General features: G+C 34.7%; 12 protein-coding genes and 1 other RNA gene. 2 read left to right on the plus strand and 11 right to left on the minus strand.

The window, feature by feature from the left end; genetic code table 11:
- Positions 1-21: 21 nt before the first annotated feature.
- Entirely contained in the window at positions 22-225 is a 204-nt protein-coding gene (locus DYE31_RS10290) for a cold-shock protein (RefSeq protein WP_015899695.1), read from the minus strand.
- Positions 226-609: 384 nt separating this feature from the next.
- On the opposite strand from DYE31_RS10290, the gene DYE31_RS10295 reads away from it, so the two are divergent.
- Positions 610-1,338, plus strand: coding sequence for a superantigen-like protein SSL12 (locus DYE31_RS10295; protein WP_015899694.1), 729 nt, complete (start codon positions 610-612; stop codon positions 1,336-1,338).
- Between the two features lie 97 nt (positions 1,339-1,435).
- Here DYE31_RS10295 and DYE31_RS10300 read toward each other — a convergent pair whose 3' ends face one another.
- Both DYE31_RS10300 and DYE31_RS10305 read right to left on the minus strand, forming a co-directional pair.
- A complete protein-coding gene (locus tag DYE31_RS10300) occupies positions 1,436-2,500 on the minus strand; it encodes a WD40/YVTN/BNR-like repeat-containing protein (RefSeq protein WP_015899693.1) in 1,065 nt (354 codons plus the stop codon).
- A gap of 147 nt (positions 2,501-2,647) precedes the next feature.
- Complete coding sequence (locus DYE31_RS10305; protein ID WP_015899692.1) at positions 2,648-3,250, minus strand: flavin reductase family protein; 603 nt, start codon at positions 3,248-3,250, stop codon at positions 2,648-2,650.
- Positions 3,251-3,535: 285 nt separating this feature from the next.
- Here DYE31_RS10305 and DYE31_RS12915 point away from each other — a divergent pair, with 285 nt between their 5' ends.
- Positions 3,536-3,850: a hypothetical protein gene (locus DYE31_RS12915; protein ID WP_081427453.1), complete on the plus strand. Its 315-nt coding sequence runs from the start codon at positions 3,536-3,538 to the stop codon at positions 3,848-3,850.
- A gap of 255 nt (positions 3,851-4,105) precedes the next feature.
- On the opposite strand, the gene ssrA is transcribed toward DYE31_RS12915, so the two are convergent.
- The 8 genes from ssrA to gpmI all read right to left on the minus strand — a co-directional run bounded on the left by ssrA (position 4,106) and on the right by gpmI (position 12,295).
- Positions 4,106-4,465: a transfer-messenger RNA gene (gene ssrA / locus DYE31_RS10315) on the minus strand.
- A gap of 154 nt (positions 4,466-4,619) precedes the next feature.
- Positions 4,620-5,090 (minus strand): SsrA-binding protein SmpB, encoded by a 471-nt coding sequence (gene smpB / locus DYE31_RS10320; protein WP_015899691.1) that lies wholly within the window; start codon positions 5,088-5,090, stop codon positions 4,620-4,622.
- A 75-nt stretch (positions 5,091-5,165) separates the two neighbouring features.
- Entirely contained in the window at positions 5,166-7,523 is a 2,358-nt protein-coding gene (rnr, locus tag DYE31_RS10325; RefSeq protein WP_015899690.1) for a ribonuclease R, read from the minus strand.
- A 38-nt stretch (positions 7,524-7,561) separates the two neighbouring features.
- A complete protein-coding gene (locus tag DYE31_RS10330; RefSeq protein WP_015899689.1) occupies positions 7,562-8,302 on the minus strand; it encodes an alpha/beta hydrolase in 741 nt (246 codons plus the stop codon).
- Between the two features lie 90 nt (positions 8,303-8,392).
- Complete coding sequence (gene secG / locus DYE31_RS10335) at positions 8,393-8,629, minus strand: preprotein translocase subunit SecG (protein ID WP_015899688.1); 237 nt, start codon at positions 8,627-8,629, stop codon at positions 8,393-8,395.
- A 90-nt stretch (positions 8,630-8,719) separates the two neighbouring features.
- Entirely contained in the window at positions 8,720-9,190 is a 471-nt protein-coding gene (locus tag DYE31_RS10340; protein WP_015899687.1) for a hypothetical protein, read from the minus strand.
- A gap of 187 nt (positions 9,191-9,377) precedes the next feature.
- Entirely contained in the window at positions 9,378-10,682 is a 1,305-nt protein-coding gene (gene eno, locus DYE31_RS10345) for a surface-displayed alpha-enolase (RefSeq protein ID WP_015899686.1), read from the minus strand.
- A gap of 95 nt (positions 10,683-10,777) precedes the next feature.
- Positions 10,778-12,295 carry a 2,3-bisphosphoglycerate-independent phosphoglycerate mutase gene (gene gpmI / locus DYE31_RS10350; RefSeq protein ID WP_015899685.1) on the minus strand — a complete coding sequence of 506 codons (1,518 nt, stop codon included), beginning with the start codon at positions 12,293-12,295 and terminating at the stop codon, positions 10,778-10,780.
- Position 12,296: the final 1 nt, after the last annotated feature.

Consider the following 12,296-nt stretch of genomic DNA (forward strand, 5'->3'; position numbering starts at 1 on the left):
TTTAATCAGCTAAAGCAAAAATTATGACATTTTTACAACGTTAGCTGCTTGTTCACCACGGTCGCCTTCAACGATGTCGAAGTCTACGCTTTGGCCTTCTTCTAAAGTTTTGTAGCCGTCGCCTTGGATTGCTGAGAAGTGTACGAATACGTCGTCGCCATTTTCTCTTTCGATAAATCCAAAACCTTTTTCTGCGTTAAACCATTTAACTGTACCGTTATTCATATAAAAATCCTCCATGTGCTTTTGCACGAATATTTGTAACTTGTTAATAAAAATCAATGGGAGTAAATTCATACGAATAAAACTTCAAATCAATTTCACGAACAATAATTACTTAACTTTCATAATACACTTCTTTTTATGCTTTGTATACCTTTTTGTCTTTTTTATTTTCAAAAAGACAGTTTTGAACAGAAATTATAATAAAAGAAGTTTTTTTATCTTCAAATAGTCGTGATTGATTAGTTCACTTTTATTACTTCTATTTCTTAAAATATTTTCATAAAAATAACATTTTATATAATGAATTGTTAATCCTTAGTTTATTCCACTTTTCTCATAGCCTTAGTAAGATTAATTTATCTTAGAAAAAGGAGCATTCACATCATGAAAAAACAAATTATCAAAAAAGTGATTCTATCAACAAGCATTACACTTATGGGTCTTGGAGCTGTCAGTACTTTCAATTCAGATCCTTCACTATCTTCACAAGTACATGCAGCCCAATTCCAAGGTCAAAATCAAGCTGACGAATTAAAAAAATATTATTCACAAACTCCAGAAATATTTTCTAACAAAAAATTAACACAAGTTGAAGAAGGCTCTGATAAAGGAAAGATTTATGTAAAAATTCAAAGCTCATGGGGTGCTTTTATCAACGTAATAGGCAATCAAAGTTGGGGGAATGTTAATAAATTACGCGGCAAACAAGTTGATGTTTTCGGTATTAAAGATAAACCAACTTCTCAATACTGGTGGGCATATACTGAATATTTCACAGGCGGTGTCACACCAGCTGCTAATCCTAGCGCACCAGTCTACCCGATCAAAGTAACAGTTAAGAAAAATGCGCATGTTAAAAGTTCTTTTGATATTAAAGCATTTGAAACTCGAAAAGACAAAATCACTTTGAAAGAGTTAGATTTCCAAATTCGTAAAGCTTTAATTAACAACAACAACTTATACAGCAACGGTCAAAATACTGGAACAGTTCAAATCACTACTAAAGATAACCAATTATTTACTTTTGATTTAAATAAAAGACTAGAAAACGAACGTGCAAATGTTTACGTAGATGGCAAAAATATAGCTACTATCATTGCTGATATTAAATAGTTTAATCTGGATATTTTACATTATTCACCTGCATAAAAATAACGAAGACAGAATGCTCTATATAAAAGCAATCTGTCTTTTTAACATTTATTTTTTCTTATTTTATTATTTTTAAAAATGTTGGATGTTGGTCAAGATATTTTTCCTTCCAAGGAATATCTACTCTATTCCACTCGCTATTAGCAAATTTATATAAACCGCGGTTATTTAATGCATAAAACGTATCAAGAGCTTTAGGATCCGCTTCAAGTTGACTGATATACATATCTTCATTAGGCAATCCTTCTGATGAGTCCTCCCAACTGCCCTCATCATTTCTTCGGAAAACAGTTGAACGAGGATAACCTTTATCTTCATCTCTATGATGTGCAGCAAACGCATTTTCTGCAGCACCTACAAAAATATCTCTCTCACTATTAGGATTGACTGCTATGGTATATAAATAAGGATATTTTTCCAATCCTTCACTAGAATAAGACCAGCTCATACCATCATTATCACTCTCAGCAAAAGAATGGCCCTTTATAGCTAAACCATCTCCACATACTGCAAATAACTTACCCGGTACAGCATTATGCGTAGCCATCTGATGAACATCTCTTGGGCTGAAGAAAGGACGATCATTCCATGATTCCCCGCCATCGTTGCTATTAATAAAAGCACCGAATTCAATAGCAGCATTTAATGTATTTTCTTCTTTTGAGCTTGGCATTAAATCTTGAACATGGTGTGTATAGGGACGTGCTGGAAATTCCCAAAAAGGTTGTGACGGCAAATTTTGAACTTCTTCAAATTCAGTAAACGTTTGACCGCCATCCTCAGAATAATAAATAGCACTCGGTTCCGTTCCAACATATAATATGTCAGGATTATTAGGATTGATTGCTACAGCTGTTATATACGCTGATTTAATACCTAACCCTTTTGTCGGTTCATGATAAGCATTCATTTGACCAATTGCTTTCCAATGATTGCCTTCATCATTACTCTTCCAAAGACCATTTCCATACGTGGCACAGTACATTATCTCTGGAGAATCAGGATGTTGCACTAAATCAACAGGATGTGTGCCTTCAAGACGTGTTTCTATATCAAAACCGCCATTATTTTTTTCATTTATGATAACGAGTTCATCTACCATACCTAAGAAAATTTTTTTCACTTTAATAAACCCTTTCTCAATAATTATTATCTTGGTCATGATTTCCCTTAATCACGCTTATTTAATCAGTCAATATTAAAGCAATGTATATAGAGCGCATATTGCTAAATTTTAATTCTCAAATCATAATTAAAAGACGATAGTTTATTAAAGCAAATCCTCTATAGATTCACCGATTTTCACATATTGATTTCCAATAACACGACTTATCGGATTTAATTTCTCTACATCCACATATCCATGTTCTACATCATATATTTCATCATCAATATAAACTGCTTTCACTTGTCCTATTAACATATCTGTTCCATTTTTTTCATCACCTAATGATAAATGTTCTACTAATTCACATTCATATCGTACCTTAGCTTCTTTAACACTTGGTACACTTACTGTTTTTGAAGGAGTAGTCGTCAGGTTGGTCTTTTCTAATTCGTTAATATCATGAGGATAGTTATCACCTGTTTTGACTACTTCTTTGACAATTGATTCATCTACAATATGAACAACAAACTCTTTATTTTTAATAATGTTAGAATTTGTATCCTTAAGTGCACCATCTTGTTTTCCGACAGAAATCATCAACATCGGAGGTTCCGGACAAACCACATTAAAAAATGCAAAAGGCGCTGCATTTAAGTTTCCATTTTCATCTTGTGACGTTACAAAAGCGATCGGTCTAGGCGTCACTGTACCTATAAGAAGTTTATACATATTACCCATTTCTGTTTCACTTGGATTTATGAACATTTTGACACCCCACTAATATTATTCTTCTAATTCAAGTCTAAGATATTTTTCGTACGACTTAAATCTAAACACACTACATACCTATTTTATAGACAGACAATACGAAAACTGTATCTTATTTTCAGATGAACACGGTGAAAGTGAGAATACGTACAATTTATAAAAGTGAGAATGGGTATTTGAATAATTAAAGTTGTGTTACGACTGGAATAATTAATGTTTCAATGGAGTGCATCTATGAAATGCATTTCACTCATTTCAAACTCAATATAAAGAGGACTTTTTATGTACTTTATTCTAGCTATTTTTACATTGATTAGTTCTAGTGTGAGTCTAGTCTATTCAATACAAGCTTGTGTAACCACCAGAAATACAAACGCATATTATACATTAGCAAGAAGTTTTCCAATATTCTTATTATCTGTATGCACATTGATAAACTACAACAATACTTTTTTAATCACAATTTCAATCATCATGATAGCTGTCCATTTTTTCGATAGCATAGTAGGATATATTGAAAAAGATAAATTTAAAACCTATGGCCCATCATTAACATCTGTTATAAATTTAGTTTTATTATTTTTATTTATATTTTAGTGAATTCACAAAATACAATGCAGCTATAAATTACGCCTTTATACCAAATAAAAACGGTAAATTACACTTAACGTTCTTTTTGAAGGATTTAGGCGTATAAAAATGAGTACGTATATCGTCATTATGATGTTATTCATGAAGTGTTTAATTCTAAGATTGAACATTTGATAATACAAGACAAAATAAAAAGAAACGCTGATTTAACAACGTTTCTCTCAAATCTGATATAACAAATATTAACGAATATTTGTGTATGTATGGAGACGGCGGGATTTGAACCCGCGTCCAAGGATCCTGATACAAATCTTTCTACGTGTGTAGTCTATTAATCAATTTCACATGATGATAGGAAATAGACAACCAACACCATGCTAGTCCGCTTAATCTCTTCTAGACAGACTTCGAACAGCAGTGTCTAGCGTATCCTACTAAAGTTGAATCGCGTTAACAGTACATAGGCGATACTGTTAGGCGATGCAGAGTGCTATTACGCAGCTACTGCTAAATTATTGTTTGTTTTGCCAGTTATTATAAACTGAGTGTGTTGATAACGAAGACAACCCTCCGACACGCTTAATAAGCTCTGGGGACCCCTGTCGAATCCAAAACGTCCCCGTAATATTAATAACAGATTCAACATATGTTGAATCCGATAGCTTTCTTAATCATATCAAATTAAGCGCTAAGACGCAATTCTAACGATTAAAATCAGCAATTATAACTTGAAGAATGAGAAACGACAAATTAAAAATGCCGCTTCCCCAAATCATTAATAACGATCTTTCATCGCGCGTTGCATATCACGTTTAACCGCTTTATCTTTCAAGTCTTGACGTTTATCATATTTTTTCTTACCTCTTGCTACGCCAATCAATACTTTACAAACACCATGTTTAAGATAAAGCTTTAACGGAATAATCGAATATCCGATTTCTCTTGTACGTGTACCGAGTTTTTCAATTTCTCTTTTGTGCAAAAGTAGTTTTCTCGGACGCAGTGGATCATGATTGAATCGATTACCTTCTTCATAAGGTGCAATATGCATATTATGCACATAAATCTCACCATTTTTCACTTGCGCGAAACTATCTTTCAAATTTGCACTGCCACGTCGAATTGACTTAATCTCTGTTCCTCTTAACACAATGCCCGCTTCAATCGTATCTTCTATATTATAATCATGTCTTGCTTTACGATTCTCCGCTAAGGTACCTGGAGATTTTTTCTTCTTTTTCGACATCGTGTTCACCTCTTGTTGAATTAATTTCAATGTGAGGATGAACTGAATTTATCACAGTTCTTCCTCAATCATACTTTATTTCTTTTTACGTGCTTTTTGTTTTACTTTCTTACTTTTATAGTAAGGTTTATGTTGGGTATTATTTTGCTTGTCACGGCTTCGTTGATTTTTACCTTTGCGCTGTTTCTTTTTACCTTTTTTCTTGTCGCCGCTTAAACTTTTACCGCGCGATTTGGCTTGAATTGTTGTACCGCGCGCAGGACGATCTTCAGATTTTCTACGTTTAGGTTCTGGCATGCCAACAATTTGGAAATCAATCATACGTTGTTCTACATCTACATTCACAACTTTGATTTTCACTGAATCTCCAATACGGAACACATTACCAGAACGTTCACCTATCATTGCCATTTGACCTTCTGCAAATTGGTAATAGTCATCTGTCATGTTAGAAACATGAACCATACCTTCTACAGTGTTCGGCAATTCAACAAACATACCGAAGTTGGCAACTGAGCTGATAATACCTTCGTACTCTTCACCAATATGTTGCAGCATAAATTCTGCTTTCTTCAATTCATCAGTATCACGTTCTGCTTCAATGGCACGACGTTCACGATTTGAAGTATGCTCTGCAATTTCAGGCAATTTATCTTCCCATTTTTTCAATTCTTTACGATCCATTGTTTCATCAATAAGATATTTACGAATTAATCGATGAACCACTAAGTCAGGGTAACGACGAATTGGTGATGTAAAGTGTGTATAATAATCAGCTGACAAACCGAAGTGTCCTAAATTGGCATCTTCATAACGTGCTTGTTGCATAGAACGCAACATCATCGTTGAAACAACAGTTTGTTCTGGCAAGCCTTTCACTTTCTCGTGAATTTCTTGCAACGTACTTGGAGAAATATCTTCTCCTGTACCTCTCACCATAATACCGAAATTCGTAATAAAATCGAAGAATTGTGTTAAACGGTCTGATTTAGGCTGCTCATGGACACGGTAGATAAATGGTACTTCCATTTTACTGAAGTGTTCTGCAACTGTTTCGTTGGCTGCTAACATAAATGATTCAATTAAACGTTCACCTTCACCGCGGTCACGCATTTGCACATCAACCGGAATACCTTCTTCATTAACAAGCACTTTAGCTTCATCAATATCAAAATCAATCTCACCGCGACGTTTACGCATTTCTTTTAAGCGATTTGATAAGTCCTGTGCTAAATCCAGCATAGGTGTTACGTCTTTATATTTTTCTCTAAGTTCAGGATCTTTATCAGTAATAATTTTATTCACTTCATCGTAAGTCATACGATGATCTGATTCGATAACACTGTCGAAGATTTCGTGATTTTTCACATTACCATCTTGGTCAATTTCCATACGGCAACTTAAAGTCAGGCGATCTACATTTGGATTTAATGAACAAATTCCATTACTTAAACGATGCGGAATCATCGGAATCACACGGTCTACTAAATAAACACTCGTACCGCGATCATAAGCCTCTTTATCTAACGCTGATCCTTCTTTTACATAATGACTGACGTCTGCAATGCTGACTGTTAATTGTGTGTTGCCATTCGGCAATTTTTTAAGACTGATAGCATCATCCAAGTCTTTAGCATCTGCGCCATCAATAGTAATTGTCATTTCATCACGTAAATCTCTGCGTCCTTCAATCTCAGAAGGTTCGATTGTTTCTGGAATGGCTTCAGCTTCTTTCAACACTTCATCTGGAAACTCAATTTCAATTCCATGTTGATAAATAATAGATAAAATATCTACACCCGGATCATTTTTATGCCCTAAAATAGCAGAAATATGACCTTCTGGATTGTCATTGCCTTGTGCATATTTTGAAATTTGCACAAGTACTTTATGTCCTTCAACTACGCCTAAACTTTGGCCTTTCGGAATAAAGATATCTTGCATGATACGTTTATCATCTGGAATCACAAAACCGAAATGACGACCTTCAGTGTAAGTACCTACAACTTGAGTCACTGAATGTTTTTCTATTGTTTTAACTTCGCCTTCTACTTTACCTTTAAATTCACCTTTTGATGGTTGGACCTCAACAATGACTGTGTCTCCATCCATAGCACGGTTTATTTTTGTTGGCGGTATAAAAATATCTTCCATTTCTTCATCTTCAGGACGCAAGAATGCAAATCCCTTTTTATTTTGACTTAAAGTACCTTTTACCAGATTATTTTTCATAGTTTGACTTCCTTTTCTTTGGTAGCGGTCCGTTTTCGTTCGTTCGACTAAGCCAGATTGTTCTAGTTCAACTAACACCTTAATTAAGTCTCTAAATGAGTCGGCATTGTTTAAACCTAAACAATCTTGAAAATCAGAAACTGACATGGGTTCATAATCAGGTTGTTTAATAATCTCTGCTACAGATTGTTTTAAATTCATTATGCCCCCTCCTTTCATTATTTATTCGTTTCTAGTTACTATTCAGGCCAATCAAGACTTTCAAGGAACTCGTAAATATCCTCGAAAACTTTTTCTTTTTCTTTATCAATTGTAATAACATGACCGGAATCCGCATACCATTTTATATTTTTGTCTTCAGAAGATGCTTCATCATAAATCACATTTGCAGATTCAGGATTAATCATTTTGTCTTGTTCTGCTTGAATGACAAGTAATGGATCCATCACTTCATCTACGTGATCTCGAACACCTTGTATTGTTTGCTGTAATTCTTTTAAAGTATGAGTCGGATGGAAAGCTTCCATCTCGCGATTGATTGTCGCCTCATCTTTCCCTTGGTATTTTTTAAAGTTGCGCGCATATTCAAGAACGCCTTCATACATTGAGCCTTCTGTCTTAATAAACATAGGCGCACACATCGTTACAATACCCTCTACATCTCTATTTAAGCTTAACTTAAGGGCAAAATCTCCACCTAAAGATAAGCCGGCTACCACAATTTCATCATATCCATGTTCCACTAAAAAGTCGTAACCATCTAACGCATCTTTAAACCAGACATGCGGGCTGGATTGCAAAATTTCTTCCGGTGGCGCTGCATGGCCTTCATATTGAGGCGCATAAGATGTGTAACCTTTTTTCTGTAAAAAGCGCCCGAGTTGTCTTACATCGGAAGAGTTTCCAGTAAAACCATGTAACAATAATACTGCTCTTTTTCCTTCTTCAAAAAAGAACGGCTTTGGCAATTTAATCTGCATGTCTTTCAATCCTTTCATGATTCCCATTTAATCAAATTTACTCATAGTTCCATTATAAAGAAAAAAGCCCGACTTTTACATTGTCGGACCTTACATATTGAAATAAGTAATTGCTAACATTAACACGAAAAATGCAATCGATAAACCAATTGTTACACGGTTTAAGAATAAGTCAACACCGCGTTGCTTTTGTTTTCCACCGAAGAGCTGTTCAGCACCGCCGCTGATTGCTCCTGAAAGGCCGTTACTTTTGCTTTCTTGGAGTAACACAACTGTGATTAAAGCGATACAGTCTATAACTAATAAAACTGTCAATAAAGTGTGCATGCGTTAGTCCTCCATTCATAATATACTGTACAAGTGTAACATATTTCAATGTAGTTTATCAACATTTGGTCTAACTTGTTCCCATATGCTCTAGCGATTAAATGTACTTTTACGTTTAATTGAGATCACTAGCATATAAACTGCTAAGGCAAGTGAACCGATAATTGTAATCCATAAAGGTAAAGTCATGAAACCTGATTTCACGTGATTAATACTTTGGATAATCACACCTGCATTGACTGCAGTATAAAAAGCTTGTGAAATATATACAGCAAATAAGAACCACCATAGATATGTGTGTTGATTCCATATTGCAATTAACCCGCACATATAAGCAATTAAATACATGATTCCTGTTAAACGGTAGCTATTAATGAAGTTTCCAACTGCATTTTTTGTTGCATTAATATGGTGTGATGTAAGAATATCTGCTACCACGCTATTATCTAAAGAAACAAAAAGGTATATGGCATATATCACTGCTAATATCACTGAAGCATAGGCAATAAATCGTCCAGATTTTTTTGCTCTTAATTCCTTTTCTTGCTCTGTAGTCTGCATTTCAATTCTCCTTAATTCAAGATGAATAATTATTTCTATTGATTCAATTATATCAGTTTATGTTTAATTTTCGACAAAAACTCGGCATAAAAAAGAAACTGCTAAAGTCCTTATGAACTTTAACAGCTTCTTTAAAAGGTTATACTTTATAAAGTTTTGCGTGAACTCAATATTGGTAAACCTTTACTTATTTATCTAAATTATAGAAAGAGTGAATGCCGTCGAATTCAGCTGTTTCGTATAATTCATCTTCAATACGTAATAATTGGTTGTATTTTGCAATACGGTCCGTTCTTGATAAAGAACCAGTTTTAATTTGTCCTGCATTTGTAGCTACAGCTATGTCAGCAATTGTAGTATCTTCAGTTTCACCAGAACGGTGTGAGATAACTGCTGTGTAACCAGCTTTTTGAGCCATTTGAATTGCATCAAATGTTTCAGTTAAAGTACCGATTTGGTTAACTTTGATTAAGATTGAGTTACCAATACCTTTTTCGATACCTTCAGATAATTTTTTAGTATTTGTAACGAATAAATCGTCACCTACTAATTGAACTTTTTTACCTAAACGATCTGTAAGTTGTTTCCAACCATCCCAGTCATTTTCATCCATACCATCTTCAATTGTGATGATTGGATATTTATTAACTAATTCTTCTAAGTAGTCAACTTGTTCAGCTGAAGTACGTTTAGCACCTTCTGGACCTTCGAATTTAGTATAGTCATATACACCATTTTCGTAGAATTCAGAAGAAGCGATATCAAATCCAAGGTAAACATCTTTACCTGGTTCTAAACCTACTGCTTTGATTGCTTCTAAAATTGTATCAACAGCATCTTCAGTACCGTGGAATTTAGGAGCAAATCCACCTTCGTCACCTACTGCAGTTTCTAAACCGCGTTTTTTAAGAATTTTAGCTAAGTTGTGGAAGATTTCAGCACCCCAGCGTAATGATTCTTTAAATGAATCAGCGCCAACAGGTAAAATCATGAATTCTTGGAATGCAATCGGCGCATCAGAATGAGAACCACCGTTTACAATGTTCATCATAGGAACTGGTAATTGTTTACCATTGAATCCACCTAAATATTTATAAAGTGGTTGGCCTAATAAGTCTGCAGCTGCACGTGCAACAGCAATAGACACACCAAGAATAGCGTTTGCACCTAATTTACCTTTGTTTTCAGTTCCATCTAATTGAATCATCATTTTGTCGATTGAAACTTGGTCTAATACTGAAAATTCGCCTTCAACGATCTCTGGTGCGATTTTTTCGTTTACATTTTCAACTGCTTTAGTAACACCTTTACCTAAGTAACGATCTTTGTCACCGTCACGTAATTCTACGGCTTCGTATTCACCAGTTGATGCACCTGATGGTACTAATGCACGACCGAATGCACCACTTTCAGTTAATACTTCTACTTCAACTGTTGGATTACCTCGAGAATCTAGAACTTCGCGAGCATAAACATCTGTAATAATTGGCATGTTGATAATCTCCTTTTCATAATAGCTTTCGCTTATATTATAACTTTTTTTCCTTAGAAATTGAATTAATTATCTAGTAATGACACACTAAATTCTTAATGTTCGATTAAAGAAACACCTGTCATTTCTTCAGGTTGTGATACATTTAGTAAATCAAGCAATGTAGGCGCTAAATCACCTAATTTACCTGTTTCACGTAATGTTACGCCTTCTTTAGTAACAATGACTGGAACTGGGTTAGTTGTATGAGTTGTCATAGGTTCATCATCATCAGTTAACACTTGATCTGAGTTACCATGGTCAGCTGTAATAATTGCATGTCCGCCCATATCTATAATTTTGTCTACAACTTCACCTAAACATTCGTCTACAGCTTCAATTGCTTTAACAGTAGGTTCAAGCATACCGCTGTGACCAACCATATCTGGGTTAGCGAAGTTTAAGAGAATTAAATCTAAATCCCCTTTATCAAGTTCTTCTAATAATGCATCTTTGACTTCATATGCACTCATTTCAGGTTTCAAATCGTAAGTCGCAACTTTAGGTGAATCAATCAAGCGACGACGTTCTCCTTCAAACTCTTCATTACGTCCACCACTCATGAAATAAGTAACATGAGGATATTTTTCAGTTTCAGCAATACGTAATTGTTTCAAGTTGTTTGCTTCAGCAACTTCACCGATTGTTTGTTTCAAATCAACTTTTTCAAAAACAATACTTGCATCTACTTGATCATTATATTTAGTGAAAGTAGCAAAGAATAAATCATTAGGTTGTTCAACATCGAAACCTTTGAAATCTTTGTTTGTAAAGATTTCAGAAAGTTGGCCTGCTCTATCAGGACGGAAATTGAAGAATACTACTGAGTCGCCATCTTGAACGCCTTCATTTTGTTCTTTGATTGAGAAAGGTACAACAAATTCGTCAGTTACACCATTTTCATAATTTGCTTCAATACCTTCTTCTGCTGATGCATATTCAGGTGCATCGATATCACGGATTGCATTATAAGCTTTTTCTTCACGTTCCCAACGTTTATCACGGTCCATCGCATAATAACGTCCGGAAATTGAAGCAAATTGTCCGATACCGATTTCTTTGAATTTCTCTTCAGTTTCTTTCACATATTTCAATGCTGATTTTTGATCCACGTCACGACCGTCTAAGAATCCATGAACGTAAACTTTATCTAATCCTTGTTTTTTAGCAAGTTCTAGAATCGCAAATAAATGTTTATAGTGACTGTGCACACCGCCATCAGATAATAAACCGAAAACATGAAGTGCAGAATCATGTGATTTCACATGATCAATTGCTTCATTCAAGACTTCATTTTCAAAGAAATCTCCATCTTCAATCGCTTTATTAATTCTTGTCAAACTTTGATATACAATACGTCCTGCCCCGATGTTCATATGACCGACTTCAGAGTTACCCATTTGTCCTTCTGGTAATCCAACAGCCAAACCGCTTGCTTCGATTTGTGTAGTTGGATATTTTTCATAATAACGGTCAAAATTGGGTTTAAATGCTTGTTTGACTGCATTGCCGTGTTCACTTTCTCTGTTCGCAAAACCATCAAGGATGATTAATGCTGTTGGTTGTTTTGCCATA

Source organism: Staphylococcus carnosus (genome assembly GCF_900458435.1).
Taxonomy (GTDB): Bacteria; Bacillota; Bacilli; order Staphylococcales; family Staphylococcaceae; genus Staphylococcus; species Staphylococcus carnosus.

Excerpts from the sequence above, each read along its gene's own strand:
- DYE31_RS10340 (WP_015899687.1), bottom strand. The coding sequence starts at position 9,190 with ATGCAGACTACAGAGCAAGAAAAGGAATTAAGAGCAAAAAAATCTGGA.
- gpmI (WP_015899685.1), bottom strand. The coding sequence starts at position 12,295 with ATGGCAAAACAACCAACAGCATTAATCATCCTTGATGGTTTTGCGAAC.
- DYE31_RS10330 (WP_015899689.1), bottom strand. The coding sequence starts at position 8,302 with ATGCAGATTAAATTGCCAAAGCCGTTCTTTTTTGAAGAAGGAAAAAGA.
- smpB (WP_015899691.1), bottom strand. The coding sequence starts at position 5,090 with ATGTCGAAAAAGAAGAAAAAATCTCCAGGTACCTTAGCGGAGAATCGT.
- secG (WP_015899688.1), bottom strand. The coding sequence starts at position 8,629 with ATGCACACTTTATTGACAGTTTTATTAGTTATAGACTGTATCGCTTTA.
- DYE31_RS12915 (WP_081427453.1), top strand. The coding sequence starts at position 3,536 with ATGTACTTTATTCTAGCTATTTTTACATTGATTAGTTCTAGTGTGAGT.
- DYE31_RS10305 (WP_015899692.1), bottom strand. The coding sequence starts at position 3,250 with ATGTTCATAAATCCAAGTGAAACAGAAATGGGTAATATGTATAAACTT.
- DYE31_RS10295 (WP_015899694.1), top strand. The coding sequence starts at position 610 with ATGAAAAAACAAATTATCAAAAAAGTGATTCTATCAACAAGCATTACA.
- eno (WP_015899686.1), bottom strand. The coding sequence starts at position 10,682 with ATGCCAATTATTACAGATGTTTATGCTCGCGAAGTTCTAGATTCTCGA.
- rnr (WP_015899690.1), bottom strand. The coding sequence starts at position 7,523 with ATGAATTTAAAACAATCTGTAGCAGAGATTATTAAACAACCTGATTAT.
- DYE31_RS10290 (WP_015899695.1), bottom strand. The coding sequence starts at position 225 with ATGAATAACGGTACAGTTAAATGGTTTAACGCAGAAAAAGGTTTTGGA.